17 protein-coding genes and 1 pseudogene are annotated in these 19480 nt (G+C 71.1%); 6 read left to right on the top strand and 12 right to left on the bottom strand.

Annotated features, from left to right (window positions below):
* Positions 1–274 precede the first annotated feature (274 nt).
* The 5 genes from serS to KVT45_RS49830 form a co-directional block, all read right to left on the bottom strand.
* On the bottom strand, positions 275–1564 hold the full coding sequence (serS, locus tag KVT45_RS49845; protein WP_217560758.1) for a serine--tRNA ligase: 1290 nt from the start codon (positions 1562–1564) through the stop codon (positions 275–277).
* Between the two features lie 451 nt (positions 1565–2015).
* On the bottom strand, positions 2016–2399 hold the full coding sequence (locus tag KVT45_RS49840; protein ID WP_217560749.1) for a hypothetical protein: 384 nt from the start codon (positions 2397–2399) through the stop codon (positions 2016–2018).
* Positions 2400–2450: 51 nt separating this feature from the next.
* Positions 2451–2636, bottom strand: coding sequence for a DUF2399 domain-containing protein (locus KVT45_RS57195; RefSeq protein WP_254648513.1), 186 nt, complete (start codon positions 2634–2636; stop codon positions 2451–2453).
* Positions 2623–3030: a TIGR02679 domain-containing protein gene (locus tag KVT45_RS57190; RefSeq protein ID WP_254648508.1), complete on the bottom strand. Its 408-nt coding sequence runs from the start codon at positions 3028–3030 to the stop codon at positions 2623–2625. The genes KVT45_RS57195 and KVT45_RS57190 overlap by 14 nt, the downstream gene beginning before the upstream one ends.
* A gap of 3 nt (positions 3031–3033) precedes the next feature.
* The gene (locus KVT45_RS49830) at positions 3034–3204 is read right to left on the bottom strand and encodes a helix-turn-helix domain-containing protein (protein WP_254648507.1); all 171 of its coding nucleotides are present in this window, start codon (positions 3202–3204) and stop codon (positions 3034–3036) included.
* Between the two features lie 691 nt (positions 3205–3895).
* On the opposite strand from KVT45_RS49830, the gene KVT45_RS49825 reads away from it, so the two are divergent.
* Positions 3896–5395, top strand: coding sequence for an FUSC family protein (locus tag KVT45_RS49825; protein WP_217560738.1), 1500 nt, complete (start codon positions 3896–3898; stop codon positions 5393–5395).
* Positions 5396–5441: 46 nt separating this feature from the next.
* Here the strand turns inward: KVT45_RS49825 and KVT45_RS49820 are convergent, their stop codons facing one another.
* A complete protein-coding gene (locus KVT45_RS49820; RefSeq protein WP_217560729.1) occupies positions 5442–6605 on the bottom strand; it encodes a tyrosine-type recombinase/integrase in 1164 nt (387 codons plus the stop codon).
* 505 nt (positions 6606–7110) lie between these two features.
* Here KVT45_RS49820 and KVT45_RS49815 point away from each other — a divergent pair.
* Both KVT45_RS49815 and KVT45_RS49810 read left to right on the top strand, forming a co-directional pair.
* A pseudogene (locus KVT45_RS49815) lies at positions 7111–7752 on the top strand (FUSC family protein); the annotation flags it as partial.
* Between the two features lie 132 nt (positions 7753–7884).
* The gene (locus KVT45_RS49810; protein WP_217560720.1) at positions 7885–8916 is read left to right on the top strand and encodes a lactonase family protein; all 1032 of its coding nucleotides are present in this window, start codon (positions 7885–7887) and stop codon (positions 8914–8916) included.
* Between the two features lie 171 nt (positions 8917–9087).
* Here KVT45_RS49810 and KVT45_RS49805 read toward each other — a convergent pair whose 3' ends face one another.
* The 4 genes from KVT45_RS49805 to KVT45_RS49790 all read right to left on the bottom strand — a co-directional run bounded on the left by KVT45_RS49805 (position 9088) and on the right by KVT45_RS49790 (position 13041).
* Positions 9088–10011, bottom strand: coding sequence for a sirohydrochlorin chelatase (locus tag KVT45_RS49805; RefSeq protein ID WP_217560711.1), 924 nt, complete (start codon positions 10009–10011; stop codon positions 9088–9090).
* Between the two features lie 142 nt (positions 10012–10153).
* Positions 10154–11164: a BadF/BadG/BcrA/BcrD ATPase family protein gene (locus tag KVT45_RS49800; protein WP_217560709.1), complete on the bottom strand. Its 1011-nt coding sequence runs from the start codon at positions 11162–11164 to the stop codon at positions 10154–10156.
* Entirely contained in the window at positions 11161–11838 is a 678-nt protein-coding gene (locus tag KVT45_RS49795; RefSeq protein WP_217560701.1) for a uracil-DNA glycosylase, read from the bottom strand. The genes KVT45_RS49800 and KVT45_RS49795 overlap by 4 nt, the downstream gene beginning before the upstream one ends.
* Before the next feature lie 117 nt (positions 11839–11955).
* The gene (locus KVT45_RS49790) at positions 11956–13041 is read right to left on the bottom strand and encodes a sialidase family protein (RefSeq protein ID WP_254648506.1); all 1086 of its coding nucleotides are present in this window, start codon (positions 13039–13041) and stop codon (positions 11956–11958) included.
* Positions 13042–13312: 271 nt separating this feature from the next.
* On the opposite strand from KVT45_RS49790, the gene KVT45_RS49785 reads away from it, so the two are divergent.
* Positions 13313–13906: a hypothetical protein gene (locus tag KVT45_RS49785; RefSeq protein WP_217560684.1), complete on the top strand. Its 594-nt coding sequence runs from the start codon at positions 13313–13315 to the stop codon at positions 13904–13906.
* Positions 13907–14010: 104 nt separating this feature from the next.
* On the opposite strand, the gene KVT45_RS49780 is transcribed toward KVT45_RS49785, so the two are convergent.
* Positions 14011–15990 (bottom strand): HEAT repeat domain-containing protein, encoded by a 1980-nt coding sequence (locus KVT45_RS49780; RefSeq protein WP_217560677.1) that lies wholly within the window; start codon positions 15988–15990, stop codon positions 14011–14013.
* Between the two features lie 127 nt (positions 15991–16117).
* A complete protein-coding gene (locus tag KVT45_RS49775) occupies positions 16118–17779 on the bottom strand; it encodes an acyl-CoA dehydrogenase family protein (RefSeq protein WP_217560669.1) in 1662 nt (553 codons plus the stop codon).
* 72 nt (positions 17780–17851) lie between these two features.
* Between KVT45_RS49775 and KVT45_RS49770 the strand changes: the two genes are divergently transcribed.
* Together KVT45_RS49770 and KVT45_RS49765 are read left to right on the top strand one after the other, a co-directional pair.
* Entirely contained in the window at positions 17852–18610 is a 759-nt protein-coding gene (locus KVT45_RS49770; RefSeq protein WP_217560663.1) for a PaaX family transcriptional regulator C-terminal domain-containing protein, read from the top strand.
* Positions 18611–18976: 366 nt separating this feature from the next.
* On the top strand, positions 18977–19393 hold the full coding sequence (locus KVT45_RS49765; protein WP_217560659.1) for an ester cyclase: 417 nt from the start codon (positions 18977–18979) through the stop codon (positions 19391–19393).
* Positions 19394–19480: the final 87 nt, after the last annotated feature.

The following is a 19480-nucleotide window of genomic DNA, read 5'->3' as shown; positions in this document are numbered from 1 at the left end:
GCTTCCCACCTGGTGCTACTTCCTCTGGAACCTCAGGTCCCAGTCTCCAGGTGTCCACGATCAAGGGGAAGCTTCACTCCTCAAGGTCACCCTCAGTTCGATGCCGGACCGAACGGCCTAACCGCTTGCCGGACGACCAGGAGTTCTCGTTGTCCACCCCGGAATAGAAGCACAGACTACGAACGCCAACCGGCTGGAACAAGCCAGATGATCACGCCTTTGGGGCGCGAGCGGCCACAAAGGGGCACTGCGTGTGATGACCTCTACGGGTACATCAGCGGCTGCCCCTCGACGCCGCCAGGACGTCCCGCATCACCCACTTGCGCAGTACGTCCGGCACGACGACCGTGCCGTCCGGCTGCTGATGCTGTTCGAGGATTGCGGGCAGCAGTCGGCTGGTCGCCAGGCCCGATGCGTTCAGCGTGTGGACGAAGGCCGACTTGCCCTGGCGCGGCCGGTAGCGGATGTTGCCGCGCCGTGCCTGGTAGTCGCGTGCGTTCGACACCGAGCTGACCTCGACGTACGCGTCGATGCTGGGCAGCCACACCTCCACGTCGAAGGTCTTCGCCATGGCGGCACTCGTGTCCTGCGCCGCGAGTCGGGTGATCCTGTAGTGCAGGCCCAGCTCCGCCACCAGCTGTTCGGCTCGGGCCAGGAGGTCCTCGTGCGCGGCGTCAGAGTCGTCGGGCCGCGTGAACTGGAACATCTCGACCTTGTCGAACTGGTGGCCGCGCAGTGTGCCGCGTTCCGCCGCGCGGTAGCCGCCGATCTCCTTGCGATAGCAGGGGGAGTAGGCGAAGTACTTCCTCGGGAGCTCGGCCTCCGTCAGCGTCTCGTCCCGGTGCAGGTTGACCAGTGCCGTCTCCGATGTCGGCAGCAGGAACCGCTGGGGTCCTGTGTCCCCCTGCTCCAGTACGAAGACGTCGTCGGCGAACTTCGGGAACTGACCGGCGGTGTAACCGGCCTCGTAGGTCAGGATGTGCGGCGGCAGGACGAACTCGTACCCGTCGCGCCGGTGCGACTCGACGAAGTAGTTGAGAAGGGCCCATTCGAGCACCGCGCCGTCGCCCCGGTAAACCCAGAAACCGCTGCCGCCGAGCTTTGTACCGCGCTCGTAGTCGATGAGCCCCAAGGTCTGCGCGAGCTCGACATGGTCCTTCGCCGTCTCACCGATCGTCGGCCTGGCCCCGATGGTGCGGACGACTTCGTTGTTCTCCTTGCCGCCTGCCACGACATCCTCATCGGGCAGGTTGGGCAGCGCGGCCAGGAAGTCCCGGCATGCCAGCTCCAGTTCCACCACGCGCGGCTCGAGCACCGCGAGGCGCTCGACCACGGCCGTCGCCTGTCCCCGCAAGCCGCCGATGTCTCCGCCGGCGCGCTGCGCTCGGGCGATCTCGGCCGAGATTTTCCTCCGCTCGGCACGCAGTTGTTCGCAGGCCGTCCGCTCCCGGCGGTACTCCTCGTCCAGGGCAAGGAATTCCGAGAGGTTCACCTGAACGGCACGCTTGGCCAGAGCCTGTTGGACTCGTTTGGGATTCTCGCGGATGGCAGTGGTGTCCAGCATCTCGGGGGCGCTCCGTTCGATCGGTCCGGCTCGGACGTGATCCCTGGGAGCGTGGGCGAGAGGGGGCGCTCGCGGTGCCACCACGCTTCGCCGCCACCGGACGGTAGCGGCCTCGTTTGGGCCCGGTCACGGGGGCCGGCCGGCGGGGCATGGGGCCTTGGGGACCGTTCCTCCCCGCACTCGGGAGGGGATTCACCCCGGGCGCGAGGCCGCCTTCCCAGCTACCGGCAGCTCTCTTGGCTCGCGTGATCCGTGGTTACTCGTCTCCGTCAGCGCGTTGCAGCGAGGTTAGGACGAGCGTTTCACCCGCGGCAAGGAAAATTCCGCGTGTCGAGGGTCCTGCCACCACGCCGGGGGCGTCGGGCGCCCAACCCCTCGATTTTCTGTGGCGGTGCGACAGGGCGTTGTCGCACCCTGACGGAATGCCGCACATCATCACCCCGCGTCTGCGCTACAGCACGTACACGGTCGTTCGAGTATCGATGGTTGACCTCTTGGCGAACTCCTCCGGCGCCATGTAGCGGCGGGACCCTGGCAGCCGGTCAGTCTCCAGGATGAATGGCCCCGGACGGTATTCGTCCAGGTCACACAGAAACATGCGACGGTTCCCGAAGTCGTACAGCATGCAACCGTCGTAGAGGTCGACAGCGACAAGCCCGGCCCTCTCCACGGTCACGTGCGCGTCGAGTATCCGCTCCAGTGCCATCAGGACGTCGGGGACGGAAAGGCGGCGGAAGCGGGCCATCGCACTGCCGGGGTCGGCCCGGCCGCCTTTGCGTGAGGCGATGGGGTGGTACAGGACCTCACCCTCCACCCACGGGTAAACCAGGGCCACGCCACCCCTTCCGCCAGGGTTCCGCCTGGTAGCGGGCGCGGAGCTGGTTGGTCATGTCGACGCGGGCCAGTCGAAGTCCCCGCGGTAGCGCAAGGTGCCGCCAGCTTCGATGATCGGTCGCGCCAGCCGGTGAAAGGCGGTCGAGGGACAACCCTCGGCGCAGATCAGCGGCGGACTGCCGGTACCGAGCTCACCGGTGGCGCGACGGAGCACAGCCGGGTTCTCACAGACGCACATCGTTGGCAGGTCCACGACGATCGGAAGGGTGATGAGCTGGTGGGACGATCGGAAGGGTGATGAGCTGGTGGAGGGTGAGGTGGAAGGGAGTGCCGTAGCGGGCGGCGTCGGTGAGCCACTGGCCCAGCCCTTGGCCGGTCGCGGGGAGGTTGAGGACGAGGACACGGCTGGTGAGGTCGTCGATGATGACGTCGAAGGTGTCCCACAACTCGCGCCGAGCCTCGGCTCCTGATTTGAGTGGGATTCCACGTGCCATGGCCAGGGCCCGCAGGACCGGAGTGGGCAGCGAGTCGCGGCCGGGGTTGAGGGTTTTGGTGTCTCCTGTGGTGGCGTCAGCCAAGGCGACGACCGCCTGGCCGTCGGGGTCGATCTCGGCTGGGGGCGGGAGTCCCATTCCTCAGTGGATCTTCTGCTGCTCAAGCCACTTAAGGACCTCGGTCTTCTTGTACAGAACCTTGGCATTTCGCCCTTTACCGAGTTTGTAGCCCTTTAGTCCCAGTTTGGCTGCTTCCCGGTAGATCCAGCTTGCCGACATGTTCAGCATCGCTGCGAGCTCATTGGTATCCATGAGGACGGGCTCCACTCGGCGGGTCCTTCGAGGAGGGGTGGGCGAAGGCTGGATGCCATCAGGAGGGGTGTTCGCGGCGTCGAGCATCGGAGTCCTTTAGGGGGGTATCGGTCACCATCTTCCGCAGTGCGCTACTGCCACGTATCGCACACGGGTGACACCTATGTTCCGGAGCATCCCCGGTTTCCATAACCGGGGATTCGCTGCTATATACGGTCGGTCCGCCAGCAGGTTTGGTGTCCATGGCGGTCGGTTCACGGGCGCTGGGCAGATCGGCTCGCTGTGAGCCGGAATCGGGTACGTCTTCACAATCGTCGGGGAGCCGGCCAAGTGAGATGCGGCGGAAGTCGCCGTGAGATCACAGATGGGCGTGGCGCGTGGCTACCAGAGTCCGGTCAGCTGTTGCCCAGGGCCTGGGTGAAGTCTGATCCATTGGCCTTCCAGTGGTCGACATGGAGACGGATCAGCTGTGCCATTGGCGCAGTCAATGGCGCGACTGTTGAGCCGATGGGTAGGGCGGTGGTTATCTTTGTCCTATCCATGTACTTGTGGCGCCGTGTAGCGCCGGACGGCGACGAGGCCGGGTCCGGACCGCGGTGCCTTTGTCGTGCCTGCTTGTTGTCCGCCACCCGGGACGACCGCCGGTAGGACGCGTACCACCATGAGGGGGCGGCGCACCGCCGTGAAAAGGATGTTCGTGGCTCCGGACCCGGGGCGCTTGAGGCTGCGGAACGCGACCCGCGCTGTCATCGGTGTCGCCGCCGCCGTCGCCGTTTCCGAACTCTGCGGGCTATCGCTCACCGCATCGATCACCGGAGGGCTCGCGGCACTGCTCGCCCTCTTCACGGTCACCGATGCGACCGTCCGTGGCCAACTGCTCACCACCGCCCTGCTTCCTATCGCCGGATTCCCCGTGCTGGCGCTTGCCACCACACTGCACGGCATCACCCCGGCCCGTGACGCCGCGTTCCTGGCCGTCGTCTTCTGCGGGGTCTATGCCCGCCGCTGGGGCCCGCGGGGCCACGCGCTCGGGATCTTCGCGTTCATGAGCTTCTTCATCGCGCAGTTCCTGCACGCGGTTCCCGTTCAGCTGCCCGAGCTGTACACCGCCATAAGCCTTGCCCTCTTCGCGGCCGGCGCCACGCGCTTCGTGCTCTGGCCCATCGAGCGTTACACCCCACCCGCGGCAGCCCCGCCGGCCCTGCCCGGCAGCGGATTGGCGCGGCCCACCACCCGGCAAGCCTTCCAGGCCACTGCTGCCTCGACTCTCGCGCTTCTGGTCGGGCAGCTGCTCTCCGAAGAGCGCTGGTACTGGGCCGTCGGTACTGCCTGGTGGATCTTCGTCAACACGGCTTCTCGCGGCGAAACCCTGGTCCGCGGTTTCCGCCGGGTCTTCGGAACTGTGATCGGTATCGCCGTCGGTCTGCTGGTCGCCATCCCGCTGCACGGCGCGCCCGCGCCGACGGCCGCCCTCGTTGCCGTCTGTGTCTTCGGCATCTTCTACACCGCCGCCGTCTCGTATTCCTGGATGATGCTGGCAGTGACGGTTATGGTCAGCCTGCTCTACGGCCTGCTGGGCGTGCTGGACCTCAGCCTGTTCGGGCTCCGTCTTGCAGAGACCGGTGTGGGCGCGCTGTGTGCCGCGCTGGCCGTGGCCCTCGTCCTGCCGGTCACCACGCACGCCACGAACGATGCCTGGATCCAGCGGGCACTGCACTGCGTCCACGCGGCCACCGCCGAAGCGACCGCTCGCCTCGCTGGAGACCCGATGGGCGACCCTGCCCCGCACGCCGCCGAACTGGAACTGCTGCTCGGCCGGGTACGGATGGCCCTCGCTCCGTTGATGCACCCTTTGACTCCCTTCCGTGCTCGGAAATCCCGTGCCCGCCAGGTCATTGAGCTGCTCGACGACTGCGCCCGCGAAGTGCGGGGTCTGGTGTCCGTTGCCGCCGATCCTGTCGCGTCGCACGACGCCCGTCTGGCCGCTGCCTGCTGGCGCGTCGAGGCAGCGGTGGATGCGCTCACTGTCAGCGGCGTGGGGCGCAGACGAGTGGCGTCCGCTAGCGGCGAGCTGCCCCAGCAGGACGAGACGGAGTCGGCTCTCGTGCATCTGCGTGGCTTGGAGAAGGCTCTGTCGGAGCTGGCGATGCCTCTTGGGTTGTCTCCGCGCCCTCCACTTGTCCGTTCCTGAGCGGGAGGAAGAGCGTCGACCTACGGTCCGGCGCTCTCTGCCAGACTCACAGCCGCTCGTTGAGGATCTTGGCTGCTCTCGTGATGGAGCCCGGCACGAGGTGCCGGTAGATCCGGTAGGTGACCTCGATTGATTTGTGACCCATCCACTCCGCCACATCAGTGATGGGAATGCCGTGGGTAAGGCAGTTCGATGCGAAGTAGTGGCGGAGGGAGTACATCGTGTACTTGACCTCTACGTCGGCGCGTTCGAGACACCTGTCCCATCGCCATCGCAGGGTCTGTTTCCCGTAGAAGTAGTGCTGCATGTGCTGGTTGCCGGAGCTGTTTCCCTTGACAAGAAGGTAGCCGTTCTTGTCGGTACCGTATTTATCGGTAAAATACGAGAAGAAGTCGTGGGTCTTTCTGGGGAGTGGCACTTCGCGGAATTCTCCACGCTTGCGGTGCTTTAGCGGTGCGGGCTGGACCTTATTGCTGTGGATCTGCTCGTTGATCCGATAGACATCGTCAGCTACAATCGACTTGATGTTTGCGGCATGAGCTTCTCCGTTGCGATGGCCGCACCCAGACATGAGCTCAATGACAAGACGGAGGTCGTCGTCCTCGGCCGCGTCGCGGATGGCATTGAGCTCTTCGAAGGTCGGAATGATCACCTCATTCGGCACATAGTCGGGAGGGGCGATGTCAAGGAAGGGGTCCAGTGTGATCGCCCCGCGATGACGCGCCGCGTCGATGACGAGTTTCAGAACAAGGTATGCGTTCTTCTGGCTGGCCAAGCCAACCTTGTTCAGCTCCATTCCGTTGAGCCAGTCCTCGATCACTCCGGGTGTGAATGTGCCGACGCGGCGACTCCCGACGTGCGGGTTGATCTGGGTCTTGAGACCGCGCTCGTACTGGTCGATGGTGTTGGACTCCAGGCCACGCTTCCGATTCGAGATATACCGAGCCGCGAAGTCCTCGAACCGCATCTCGGCTATCTCCTGGGCTTCTGTGTTCCCAGTCTTGAGCGGCCCCTTCTTTGCCTGGTGGATCTCGGTGAGCCGAGTCGTCGCCTTGTCCTGAGTGGCGTAGCCGGCCTCTTCACGCTGCCGACCTGTGGCATCTCGGTACCTGATCTTGTAAGGGTGAGGGCACTTGGACCAGCGGCTCGGGGGATGGTCGCATTCCTTGAAGAAGGTGCCCATGCCGCGGGTGAGGGTCTTGGTGGCCATTGCTTGGTTTCTCCAGGGGCGGGGTCGATTTGCTTTGAGGGGAGGGGCTGAGCTGAATCGGAAGGGTGCAGATGGGCAGTCAGGTCTGGTTCAAGGCGTTCCATTGGCGAAGAAGGCTGCTGTGGACAAAGGCCATGGTCCGGAGAATCCCCGATTTCCGTAACCGGGGATCGCGTGCTACACGTGACCGCTGTCCTGCGAACAGACCTGTTGGCAGTCGGCTGCTGCCCATGCGAGCTGTCGGTTCAGGCGAGGCAGCTTGGGGTGTAGGGCTGGTTGCCGAGGACGTTGTGCCACCGCAGCGAAGGCGAACCGTCAGCAGCTGGGATGGACCCGTCGAGATGTGACATGGCTTCGCTACGTCACGGATAGCGCACCGGCCTTCAAGCGCGATCGGGGTGGCGATGACTCCTGCCATCGGCGCGCGACACGCTGATGCTGACTTTTTGCTGACCCCCTCTCGGCCGGCAGCCTCTTGACCTGCGAGAACCGCTGCACTACAGCATTCATGATGCTCTGGGTGACCTTCCTCGCCGAGCTGCTCTACGGCCTCCTCGGCGTCCTCACCCCGGGCCTGCTGGCGCTGCGGCTGGCCGAGACCGCGGTGGGCGCCCTCGGTGCCGTACTCGCCGTGCTGTTCGTGCTGCCGGTCACCACCCACCTCACCACCGACGCCTGGATCCGGCGCGCCCTGCGCTGCGTGCACGCCTGTACGGCCGAGGCCGCCGCCCGGCTCGCCGGCTCCGCCACCGCCGACCCGGCACCCCGGGTGGCCGAACTGGCACAGCTCCTCGGCCGGGTACGGCTCTCGGTCGCCCCTCTCGTGCACCCGCTCACCCCGATGCACGGCCGCAAGCGCCGCGCCCGCCGCGTCCTCGCCCTGCTGGACGACTGCGCCCGGGAGGTCCGTGGCCTGGTCGCGGTCGCCGCCGACCCGGAGGCCTCGCACGACGCCCGGCTGGCCGCCGCCTGCCGGCGAGTCGAGGCGGCCGTCGAGGCGCTCACCAGGGGCTCGGAGCACATCACCGCCCCCGTCGAGCCGCCCGCCGAACCCGCCCTCGCCCACCTGCACGGGCTGGAGCGCGCCCTGTCCGAACTCGCCGAGCCGCTGCGCACCCCCTCGGGCTCGCCCCTGGTCGGCGCCTGAGACGCGCCGCCCCGCCTGCCTTGGTCTAGACCGCAAGCTGCTACCGTCGGCCCCGGACCGGCTCGTACGGCTCGTACTCCCTCGTACTGACTCGTACCGGCTGGTGGCGGCTCGTGGCGAGAGGGGACAGCGGTGTCAGACGGCGGCAGGCGGCGGAGGGCGTTCATCGGGTCGTTCACGGCCGCGGGCGGCCCCGGGGTCGTCACGGCGGCGGTCCGTCCGGACAGCGGCGCCCTGGCCCTCCTGGAGAGCGTCGACGGCGTCCCCGACCCCTCGTATCTCGCCCTCGCACCCGGCGGGCGCACCCTGTACGCGGTCAGTGAGACCGCCGACGGCGCGGTGGCCGCGTACCACGTCCACGACGACAAGCCGCGGCTCGCCGGGCCACCGGTCCCGGTCGACGCCAGCGGCCCCACCCACCTCAGCGTCTTCGACGGCCATGTCCTGACCGCCAACTACGGCTCCGGCAGCGTCACCGCCGTCCCCGTCCGCCCCGACGGCACCCTCGCCCCGGCCCCCTCCGGGCAGCTCCGGCACACCGGCTCGGGCCCGCACGAGCGGCGCCAGCGCGGCCCGCACGCCCACCAGGTTCAGCCCGACCCCAGCGGCCGCTGGGCCGTCAGCGTCGACCTGGGCACCGACTCGGTCCGCGTCTGCACCCTGGACGAGGGCGCCCCCGCCCTCCACCGGGAGTTCGCTCTGCGCCCCGGCTCCGGCCCCCGCCACCTGGCCTTCCACCCCGGCGGCCGGTACGCCTACGTCGTCAACGAACTCACCCCGACCGTGACCGTCTGCCGCTGGGACGCCGGCGCCGGCACCCTCAAGCCGCTGACCGAGACCCCGGTCCTGCCCGGCGCCCCGGCCGGCGACGCCTACCCGTCCGGCATCGCCGTCTCACCCGACGGCCGCTTCGTCTGGACGGCCACCCGGGGCGAGGACGTCCTGACGACGTTCACGGTGGACGGGGACCAGCTGCACCTGACGGCGACGGTCCCGTGCGGGGGCCACTGGCCCCGGGCGATCACCGAGTCGGAAGGCTTCCTCTACGCCGCCAACGAGCGCTCGGGCAACATCACCTGGTTCACCATCGACCAGCACACGGGCCTGCCCCGCTACGACGGCACGGTGGAGATCCCGGCCCCGTCCTGCATCGTCTTCGACTGAAGCGCCCCGTCAGGGGCGCGGGGCTGTATACATTTGCGGCTCCGCCGCGTGGGCGCGCCCAGCCCCCACCAGCCCGCAGCCGGACAAGAACCCCACCGTCCCCGACACAAAGGGACCCGCTCCCCTCCAGGAACGGGCCCTTGACTCACGTCGGCCGACGCGCGAAGCGCATCACCGCACCGGCGCACCCTGCGGCTGCTGCGGAGCGATCCCCAGCGCCGTCGTGTACTTGGCCAGCGCCAGCTTGCCGATCGCCGGGTACGGCCCCAGCGGGTCGGCGGTGGCGCAGCCGGCCTCCTCCGCCGCCGCGGCCACCAGCGCCGCGTCGATCTCCGGCCCTATCAGGTACGGCGCCAGCGCCAGCTGCTGCGACCCCGAACCCCGCAGCTGCTCGGCGACGGAGGCGATCGAACCCTCCTGGTCCAGCGCGGCGGCCATCACCGGCACGGCCAGGCGCGCGGCGAGCAGCATGCCGGTGATCCCGGCGGCCTGCACGGCCTCGTCGCCGCCCACGGACGCGAGGATGATGCCGTCCGCGGCCGTCGCCACGGTGAACAGCCGGGCACGGTCGGCACGGGCCAGACCCGCCTCGGAGAGGCGCACGTGCAGCGCCTCGGCGAGCAGCGGGTGCGGGCCGAGGACGTCGGTCAGGTCGGCGGCGACCCGGCTCTCCATGACCGCCTGGCGGACCTGGCGCAGCAGCGCGCTGTCCGGACCGGCCAGCAGCGGTACGACGACGGCGACGGGGCCGTCGGGGGCCTTGATGCCCTCGACGCCGGCGGCGACGGCCTGCTCGTAGCGGGCGGTGCGCTCCTCGGCGGCACGGGCGAGCACGGACTGGAGGGTGGGGAACTCCGCGTCGTCCCCGTCCAGGTACCCGATGCGGGCGTCCAGGCCGGGCAGCTCGGAGCGGGCGATGCTCACGACCTCCTCGGCGAGGCTGCGCGTGGCCGCGCTGGGCGTCCCCGGTACCGCGAGGACGAGAGCGGGCGCGTCCTCGGGAGCCACCAGCGGTTCGGGGCGGCGGTGCCGTCCGGGCTGGCGGGGGCGCGGCATTCGTACTGGTAGGCCGGCGGGCCCAGTGGGGGAGCTCATGGCGCCGCATGTTACTGGCTATCTGGGCTCCCTTGTTCGGGGAGGGTGCAGGTGAGCGGTATCCGTCCGGTTTTGTCTGATGAGTTACGCAGGATTCGGAGGTGATCCCTTCACCTGTCGGACACTTCATGTCCCGGTGTGATCAATCCCTTTTTGTGTGCACGACGGAGAGCAGCCCGTCATCACCCGGCAGAGTGAGCCGCCCGATGACCAGGTCACTCGCGACGCGTACCGCTCCGTGCAGCGGATCGCCCTCCGCCGGCACCTGCCGCGCCCGTGGAAGCAACCGCGCCAACTCCTCGGCCAGCGGTACGAGAAGCGGGTCGCCCAGCTTGAACAGGCCGCCGGTGAGGGCGACCCGGGGCTCGCCGGCCGTGGGGCAGACGGCGGCGGCCGACTCGGCCATGTGCCGGGCGGCGGCACGCAGGATCGCGGCCGCGACCGGGTCGCCCGCACCGGCGCCGGCCGCGACGTGCGGGGCGAAGGAGGCCAGTACGGCGGGCCGGTCGGCGCGCGGATAGAGCTGCCCGGGCAGCCCCGGCAGCGGCCCGAACCGCTCCTCGGCGCGGGCCCGCAGCGCGGCCGAGCCGCCGTTTCGCCCGTCGAAGGCGCGCAGCGCCGCCTCCAGGCCGGCCCGGCCGATCCAGGCGCCACTGCCGCAGTCGCCCAGCAGATGCCCCCAGCCGTCCGCCCGCCGCCACCCGGTGAGATCGGTGCCGATCGCGATCAGCCCGGTCCCGGCGGCGACCACCGCGCCCGGCTGCGGACCCAGGGCGCCGACGTACGCGGTCACGGCGTCGGCGGCCAGCGCGAGAGTCCGCACACCGAGCTCGCGGGCCAGTGCGCCCGGCAGCTCGGCCCGCAGCGCGTCGCCGAGACTGGCCAGCCCGGCGGCACCGACGACGGCCGTCGTCAGCCGCTCCAGCCCGTACGAGTCGGCCAACGCCCGCGCCATGGGCAGGAGTTGCTCCAGCAGATGCCCGGGGTCGATGCCCCGTGTCCCGGTCCGCACCGGCTCCGGGGACGTCCGCGGTGCCGACGGCTCGCGTCCCGGCACGCCGACGACGGCCCGTAACCCGGAGCCGCCGGAGTCGACGGCGAGGAATCCCGCGCCGGACTCGGCGCCCCGGGATCCACCGCCCCCGTGGGTCACGGCAGACGCCAGTCCACCGGCTGTCCCCCCTGCTGGATCAGCAGGTCGTTGGCGCGGCTGAACGGGCAGGAGCCGAAGAAGCCGCGGTCCGCCGACATGGGCGAGGGATGCGCGGACTCCACCGCCGGCAACTGGCCGAGCAGCGGGCGCAGATTGCGGGCGTCGCGGCCCCACAGGACGGACACCAGCGGCTTGCCGCGGCCGGCCAGCGCCCGTATCGCCTGCTCGGTGACCTCTTCCCAGCCCTTGCCCCGGTGCGCGGCCGGGCTGCGCGGGGCTGTGGTGAGCGCCCTGTTGAGCAGCAGGACGCCCTGCTGGGTCCAGGGGGTGAGGTCGCCGTTGGACGGCTGGGGCAGGCCCAGGTCGGTGTTGAGCTCCCGGTAGATGTTGATCAGGCTGCCCGGCAGCGGGCGCACCTCGGGCGCGACCGAGAACGACAGCCCCACCGCGTGCCCCGGGGTCGGGTACGGGTCCTGGCCGACGATCAGGACGCGGACGTCGTCGAAGGGCTGCTGGAAGGCCCGCAGTACGTTCGGGCCCGCCGGGAGGTAGGTGCGTCCCGCGGCGATCTCCGCGCGCAGGAAGTCGCCCATCTCGGCGATCCTCCCGGCGACTGGTTCCAGGGCTTTCGCCCAGCCCGGTTCGACGATTTCATGCAAGGGTCGTGGTGCCACGGCGTCACCCTACTGCCGTACACGGGTCGGCGATCAAGCCGAGGCCACGGCACGACCGGGGATGACCGGACCGTCGACCCGGATGACAGAAACCCCCCTCCTTCCAGAGGCACGGCCTCAGGCGACGACCGCGGCCCGCACGCACAGCACGTCCGGCAGATGGGAGGCCAACTGGCGCCAGCTGTCGCCGTCGTCGGCCGAGGCGAACAGCTCGCCGTTGCGGTTGCCGAAGTACACCCCGGCCGGGTCCCCGTCGTCCGTGCAGAGCGCGTCGCGCAGCACCGTGCCGTAGTGGTCCTCCGGCGGCAGCCCCGCCGACAGCGGATCCCAGGTCCTGCCCGCGTCGGCCGTGCGGAAGACCCGGCAGCGGTGCTGGGCGGGCACCCGGTCCGCGTCCGCGTTGATCGGGAAGACGTACGCCGTGCCACCGCGGTGCGGATGGGCGGCCGCCGCGAAACCGAACGTGGACGGCAGCCCCGCGCCGATGTCGGTCCAGTGCGCCCCCGCGTCGTCGCTCCGGTACACCCCCCAGTGGTTCTGCAGATACAGCCGGTCCGGACTGCCCGCGTCCTGGGCGATCTTGTGCACGCACTGGCCGAACTCCGGGTCGGGATCCGGCAGGAACACCGCGGAGACACCGGAGTTGGACGGTGTCCAGCTCGCGCCGCCGTCGCCGGTGCGGAAGACGCCGGCCGTCGAGACGGCGACCGTCACCGCCTTGGGGTCGCGCCGGTCGGTGACGACGGTGTGCAGACCCTCACCGCCGCCGCCCGGCACCCACCTGTCACGCGTCGGGTGCTCCCACAGCGGCCGGACCAGTTCGAAACTCTCCCCGCGGTCCTCCGACCGGTACAGCGCGGCCGGCTCGGTGCCCGCGTAGACCACCTCCGGCTCGGCGGCGGCCGGGTGCAGCTGCCAGACCCGCTCCAGCGAGGCACCGGTGTCCTTGGGGAACTTCACAGCGGGCCGGGCCGGTTCGGTCCAGGTGCGGCCCAGGTCGTCGGAGTGGAACACCGAAGGCCCCCAGTGCGCGCTGTCGCCGCCCGCCAGGAGGCGAGGCCGCTCGCCCCGGGTGTCGATGGCGACCGAGTAGATCGCCTGCGCGTTGAAGTAGGGACTCTCGTCGAACTCCCAGCCGCCGCCTCGCCGCCTCCCGAGGAACAGACCCTTGCGGGTCCCCACGGCGAGCAGTACCTCGGTCATGCCGACCACCTCCATGACGCCTTTGTCACAGCCTGTTTTCAGACACCGGCCAGTCTGCACCCCGCCACTGACAGTCACCTTCGGGATTGCGTCGTCGCAGGTCGGAGACGTCGTGTCGGCCGGTCGAACAAGGTGGCGGAACGCGTTCCGGAAGACGCCTGCGCGAACGGGGCCGGTCGTGCGACCGTCGACTCGGAGTTCGCCGTGAGCAACGGGGCGGCCGCTCCCGTATGGGAGGGCGGTCCGGGCTGTCCGTGCGCGCGTGAGGAGGATGCCTTTGAAGGCGTTCCGTGGTCCGAAGGTCTGGCTGTGGCGCTGGCGGCGCAACCCGCTGAAGCGCCGCGCCGACACGATGGAGGCCTGGGTGCTGCTCGGCGCCTGGCTGCTCACCCTGCTGGCCGGGGTGCTCGCCGGGCTCGCGGCCGCCCGGTCGGTCGAGGACGGCCTGGCCCGCGAACGCGTCGAATGGCACCCGGTCGTCGCCCATGTCATCGAGAGAGCGCCCGGATCGGCGGCATCGGAGTCCGGCTCCTCCGACGGGGAACGGGTCTGGGCGAGTGTGGGCTGGACCGTCGCCGACGGCTCGGCGCACACCGGCCAGGCGCGGGTCCCGGCCGGCAGCAAGGCCGGTACCCCGGTCACCGTGTGGACGGACCCCCAGGGGCACCTCGTCACCCGGCCCGCCACCGCCGCGGAGGCCCACTTCCGCTCCGCGCTGATCGGCGGCCTGGTCGGACTGAGCGCGGCCGCCGTCCCGTTCGTCGCCGGGCTCGTCGCGCGTGGCCGGCTGGAGCGGCGGCGGATGGACCGCTGGGACGCGGAATGGGCACGCCTCGGACCGCAGTGGGGCCGGATGACCGGCTGACGCCCCGCCCGGCGGCATGGCGGGTGGTTCCTGACCCGGCCCCGCCCGGTGGTACGGCAGGCGGTCCCTGACCCGGCCCCGCCCGGCGGCGGCACGGCTTCCGGTCACCGACTCGCCAGCGCCCTGCGGCAGTTTGCGAGCAGCCGCTCGTCCTGGGCGATGTCGTGGCTGCCGTATCCGCCCGGTCGAGCCGTGTGCCGCCGGGCGTCGGCGAGTTCGGCCGTCACCAGGTCGCGCAGCGGGGCGCCCGCCGGGCCCATCCCGGCCAGAGACTCGGCGATCGCGCCCCGCGTGTACGGGTTCTCCGACCAGGCGGTCCGGAACACCGGCAGCACGGGTTCCGGATCCCCGTCGATCCGCCACAACGCCTGTGCCGCCGCCGTGCGTTCCCACACCCTGTCGGACCCGGCCAGCCGGCGCAGCGCGGGCAGCGCGTCACGGGCGCCCGCCCCCAGCCGCCCCAGCTGCTCGGCCGCCGTCCGCGCACTGCGGCCACGGCCGTGCGTCAGCTCCCGCAGCAGCACGGGGAGTACGGCGTCCGCGTCCCCCTCCGCCGACCACAGGGCCCCCGCCGCCAGGGCCGCGTGCCGGGTGTCCAGGAGCCCGCGCAGGACCGGCGCCGCCGCCCGGGCCGACGCACCCAGGGCGTCGAGAGCCCGCACCGCCTGCCCCACGAGGGCTTCCCGGGCCCCCAGCCCCTCCGGCGCCCCGCGCAGCAGCCGCAGCACCTCCGGCACCGCCGCCGGGTCCCTGAGGGCGGTGAGCGCCGCCAGCAGCGGCGCGGCCGACTCGGCGGCCTCGGGCGAGTCCGGGTCCACCTGGCCGAGCCGGTGCCGCAGCGCGGGCGCGAGCGGGGCGGCCGCCGGGCCCAGATGCACGATCTCGAAGCCCAGCCCACCGGGCACCACCGGTCTCGCCAGCAACTGGGACAGGGCCGGCACCGCGCGCGGATCGCCGCTTCTGGCCAGTGCCTTCAGCGGACCGCCCAACGAGGGTCTGCCGCGCTCCCAGGTGTGCACCCACAGGTCGGGCCGCACGGTCACCAGCGCGTGCAGCTCGTCCGCGGCGGGCGCGGCCAGCCCGAACAGCTCCGCGAGCACCGAGACCGCCGCGTCCCGCAACTGGTCCTGCTCGCGGCCCAGTTGCCTGCCGATCAGGGAGACGGGCGCCGAGAAGTCCGCACGCCACCCACGGAACAGCCCGGCCGACATCCACACCGCGTTGCACCGGTCCATCGTGTCCGGGCTGCTCAACTGGCCGACCAGCAGGGCGATCCGGTCCGCCACCCGGTCGTCCAGCGCCCGGTGCAGGGTGCGCAGCAGACAGGAACCCTCCTCGTCGGACGGGCGCAGCCGCCGTATCCGGCCGACCAGGGTGTCCGCGTCCACCCGGTCCGGACCGGCCGTCCGCCGCTCGGACCGCTCCCTGAGCAGCCGGACCGCCGTCGGCACCAGGTCGGCGGGCAGCCGCTCAGGCGCGCCGAGGCCCAGCTGACCGAGGGCGGCCAGCCGCGCCCCCGGGGCGTACGGCGGCCCGCTCTGCGTGGCCAGCAGGTCCACCGCGGCGGCCGCCTGGGCGGGACGGCAACGCACGAACAGCCCGAGGGCCTCGGTGAGGGCGAGCAGCACCTGCTCGTCGCGCTCGACCGCCATCCGCCGCCGCAACAGCGCCAGCACCCGGTCCGGTTCGTCGAGGAACCGGACCAGTGCGCCGGCCGCCGCCCGGCGTACCGCGGGGCACGGGTCGTCGGCCAGTGGCACGAACGCCCCGGCGCCGGCGCGGACGGCGGCCCGGGCCCGCGGACCGGCGCTCTCCGCGCCGATGCTGACCAGCAGCTCCACTATGGCGCCCCGGTCCTGCACCTCTGTACGGGAGGCGAGCGCGAAGAGGAACGGGACGCAGGCGAGCGTCGAGTCGTACACGTTCCCCTGGTGGTGCACCGAGCCGTACATCCCGTCGAGCGCGACCTCCCGTTCGGCCGCGTCCGCCGAGGCCAGTCCGCGCAGCAGACCGGGTACGTCCTTCGCGCTGCCGTACGCGTGCCGCAGCGAGGCCCAGTCGACCTCGTCGATCCCCGTGAACACGTTGTCCTCCCCAGGCGAGTACCACCTGTTCCGGAGTCTGCACCACAGCACTGACAACGATGCGGAATCGGACGACGACTGTGTGCGATCCGTCGGCGGTCACCGGCCGCAGGCCCGCCGCGAGGGATCAGTTCCGGCCAGGCAGGGCCCGCTCCAGGATCGTGTCGAACCCGGCGCCGGCGGGCAGGGTGCCGAACGCGTGCCCCCAGTCGCCGCCGAGCCGGGACGCGCAGAAGGCGTCCGCCACGGCGGCCGGGGCGTACCGCACCAGCAGCGAGGCCTGCAGCGCCAGCGCCATCCGCTCGACCAGACGGCGCGCCCCCACCTGGTCGGTCTCGGCCAGTTCGTTCTTCAACCGGGTCACGGCGGCGTCCAGCCGGGTGTCCGCCCCGCGCGCGTGCGCGAGTTCGCCGAACAGGGAGTCGGCGGCGCCGGGTTCACGGGACAGTGCCCGCAGCACGTCGAGCGCGTTGACGTTCCCCGAGCCCTCCCAGATCGACAGCAGCGGGGCCTCGCGGTAGTGCCGGGGCATGCCGGAGTCCTCGACGTAACCGTTGCCGCCCAGGCACTCCAGGGCCTCCGCGGTGAAGGCCGGGCCGCGCTTGGTCACCCAGTACTTGCCGACGGCGGTCGCGATCCGCCTGAAGGCCCGCTCCTGCTCGTCCCCGCGCACCGCGCGGTCCGCCGCCCCCGCCAGCCGCAGGGTGAGCGTGGTCGCGGCCTCCGACTCGACGGCCAGGTCGGCCAGCACGTTGCGCATCAGCGGCTGGTCGACGAGCCGGGCACCGAACGCGCTGCGATGCCGCACATGGTGACCCGCCTCGACGAGCGTCTTGCGCATCAGGGTCGCCGAGTTCATCACGCAGTCCAGCCGGGTGCAGTTGACCATCTCGATGATGGTCTTCACCCCCCGGCCCTCGGGCCCGACCAGCCAGGCCACGGTTCCGTCGAACTCCGGCTCGGAGGACGCGTTGGAGCGGTTGCCGAGCTTGTCCTTCAGCCGCTGGATGCGGAACGCGTTGCGGCTGCCGTCCGGCAGCACGCGCGGTGCCAGGAAGCACGACAGGCCGCCCGGCGCCTGGGCCAGCACCAGGAAGACGTCGCACATCGGAGCCGAGGTGAACCACTTGTGCCCGCGCAGGGTGTAGACGCCCGGCTCGGCGGTGGGCGTGGCGGCCGTCGTGTTCGTCCGTACGTCCGAACCGCCCTGCTTCTCGGTCATGCCCATCCCGGCGAGCAGCCCCGGCTTCTCGGTCGGTACGCGCAGCCCCGGCTCGTACTCCCGGCTGGTCAGCAGCGGTTCGTACACCTTGGCCAGCTCGGGCTGGGCGCGCAGCGCGGGCACGGCGGCGTACGTCATCGACGTGGGACACCCGTGGCCGGATTCGGTGTGCCCCCACACCAGTCCGCCGGCCGTCCGCGCGACATGGGTCCCCGCACGGTCGTCCGCCCAGGCGGCCCCGGCCAGCCCCTCGGCGACCGCCTCCCGCATCAGGTGGTGCCAGCTGGGGTGGAAGTCGACCTCGTCGACCCGGTTGCCGTACCGGTCGTGGGTGCGCAGCTCCGGCTCGTGCCGGTTGGCCAGCTCACCCCACTCCTGCGCCTCCGCGCTCCCGGCCCGCACCCCGAGCCGCCGGATCCCCTCCTCGGCCCACCCCGCCCCCTCCCGGCGCAGCCCCTCGATCAGGGCCGGGTCGTCGGAGGCGTCGTACGGAGCGAGCGGCGGCGGCTGGTTGGTGACGTCGTGAGTGGCGTACTGCGGCTGCGGAAGCGCGGCGGTCGAGTCCATGGACTCCATGTTGCAATATCTCCACGGCCGCAGCAATACCGCAACATCGCGCCACCCGTACAGTACGTGACCATGCGCATGAACGACGTGTCCGCCGGGCCCGCCGACGTGGACCTGCGGCCGCTGTCCGCCCGGTCGGTCGTGCTGAGCCTGCTGCTGGGCACGCATCCGCCCGAGCTGCCGGTGAAGGACCTGATCCGGTTCGTCGAGCCCTTCGGGGTCGGCGGCTCCACGCTCCGGGCCGCGCTCAGCCGGATGACGGCGGCCGGCGACCTGCGCCGCACCGACGACGCCGTCTACGGGCTCAGCGACCGGCTGCTGGCCCGCCAGCGCCGCCAGGACGAGGCGGTACGGCCCCGCACGCGCGCGTGGCGGGGCGACTGGGAGATGCTGGTCATCACGGCCACGGGCCGCGGCCCCGCCGCACGAGCCGACCTGCGCAGCCGCCTGGCCTCCCTCCGGCTGGCCGAACTCCGCGAGGGTGTCTGGCTGCGCCCGGCGAACCTCGCGAGGCCCCTGCCCGCAGACCTGGCGGACACCGCCCAGTCCTACACGGCCCGCCCCGACCGCCCCGCGCCCGAACTGGCCGCCGGCCTCTGGCCGTTGACCACCTGGTCCACCACCGCCCGTGCCCTCCTGACCCGGGCGTCCGAATCCCGCCTCCCCGCCGACCGCTTCACGGTCTTCGCGGCGGCGGTACGCCACCTGCTGGCCGACCCGGTCCTGCCCCCGGAACTCCTGCCCGCCGACTGGCCGGGCGACGAACTGCGCGCCGCGTACGCGGGCTACCGGGCGGAGATGGGGATGCCGGCGGGGCACCCGGCCGACTGACACCGCCGGAATACGGCAACCGGGGACGACGCTGCCGGGGCCGCTCACTCCTTCCTGACTCCGGCCTTCCTCACCGCGTCTTCGCGGGCAGGGCCCGGGGCTGAAGCGCTTCGCCGGCCGCCGCGTCGAGGCTGATCCCGGGGGCGAACCGGGCGGCGGTGACGGTCCGGGGGCTCGGCCGTGCCCCCGGGTATCCGGTCGACGACGGCCGGCACCGTGCCGGGAAGACCTGCGTCGAAGGTCCGTCGCGCAGACATGCTGGGGATGGGTGACCGGTGTACCGTCGAAATACCGTGTGAATGGGCTTCGCGGCCGACGGACAGGCCAGACGGACAGGCCGGTGGCCCGGATGCTCCGGGAGGGCCCATGGCTCAGCAGACGAACATCGCCGCACAGACCGCTTTCGGAGAGGCCGTCGTCGCCGGCGACCTGGACGCCCTCGACGAGATCGTCGCGACCAACTCGACCGACCATGATCCCGCCCCGGGACAGACGCCGGGGCCCCGCGGGTACAAGACCATGTTCGGCGAACTGCGAACAGCCTTTCCCGACCTGAACCTCCAGGTGGAGCACCTGGTCGCCACCGACGACGAGTTGGCCTTCGCCTATGTCATCTCCGGGACGCACCTGGGACCGCTGATGGGGCGACCGGCGACCGGCAGGAAGGTGAGCTACCGAGGCATGCAGATCAGCCGCTTCGACAGCGACGGCAAACTCGTCGAACGCTGGGGCAGCAGCGACGAACTCGGCATGCTGCGCCAACTCGGCCTCGTCGAGGTGTGACCCGGCGAGCGGAGGGGGCTCCACGACCGCGCCGGTGCCGACAATCCCGGAAGCGCGTTTGCGCAGCCGGTCAGCAGGTCGGCTCCG

Origin of the sequence: Streptomyces sp. GbtcB6 (assembly GCF_019091475.1) — a bacterium.
Classification (GTDB): domain Bacteria; phylum Actinomycetota; class Actinomycetes; order Streptomycetales; family Streptomycetaceae; genus Streptomyces; species Streptomyces hyaluromycini.
This window is presented reverse-complemented; position numbering and strand designations above follow the sequence as displayed.

What these genes read in the sequence shown, in the direction of transcription:
- serS (WP_217560758.1), bottom strand. Translation starts at nt 1,564, where the DNA reads ATGCTGGACACCACTGCCATCCGCGAGAATCCCAAACGAGTCCAACAG.
- KVT45_RS57195 (WP_254648513.1), bottom strand. Translation starts at nt 2,636, where the DNA reads ATGTGCGTCTGTGAGAACCCGGCTGTGCTCCGTCGCGCCACCGGTGAG.
- KVT45_RS57190 (WP_254648508.1), bottom strand. Translation starts at nt 3,030, where the DNA reads ATGGGACTCCCGCCCCCAGCCGAGATCGACCCCGACGGCCAGGCGGTC.
- KVT45_RS49830 (WP_254648507.1), bottom strand. Translation starts at nt 3,204, where the DNA reads ATGGATACCAATGAGCTCGCAGCGATGCTGAACATGTCGGCAAGCTGG.
- KVT45_RS49825 (WP_217560738.1), top strand. Translation starts at nt 3,896, where the DNA reads ATGTTCGTGGCTCCGGACCCGGGGCGCTTGAGGCTGCGGAACGCGACC.
- KVT45_RS49820 (WP_217560729.1), bottom strand. Translation starts at nt 6,605, where the DNA reads ATGGCCACCAAGACCCTCACCCGCGGCATGGGCACCTTCTTCAAGGAA.
- KVT45_RS49805 (WP_217560711.1), bottom strand. Translation starts at nt 10,011, where the DNA reads ATGAGCTCCCCCACTGGGCCCGCCGGCCTACCAGTACGAATGCCGCGC.
- KVT45_RS49790 (WP_254648506.1), bottom strand. Translation starts at nt 13,041, where the DNA reads ATGACCGAGGTACTGCTCGCCGTGGGGACCCGCAAGGGTCTGTTCCTC.
- KVT45_RS49785 (WP_217560684.1), top strand. Translation starts at nt 13,313, where the DNA reads ATGCCTTTGAAGGCGTTCCGTGGTCCGAAGGTCTGGCTGTGGCGCTGG.
- KVT45_RS49775 (WP_217560669.1), bottom strand. Translation starts at nt 17,779, where the DNA reads ATGGACTCGACCGCCGCGCTTCCGCAGCCGCAGTACGCCACTCACGAC.
- KVT45_RS49770 (WP_217560663.1), top strand. Translation starts at nt 17,852, where the DNA reads ATGCGCATGAACGACGTGTCCGCCGGGCCCGCCGACGTGGACCTGCGG.
- KVT45_RS49765 (WP_217560659.1), top strand. Translation starts at nt 18,977, where the DNA reads ATGGCTCAGCAGACGAACATCGCCGCACAGACCGCTTTCGGAGAGGCC.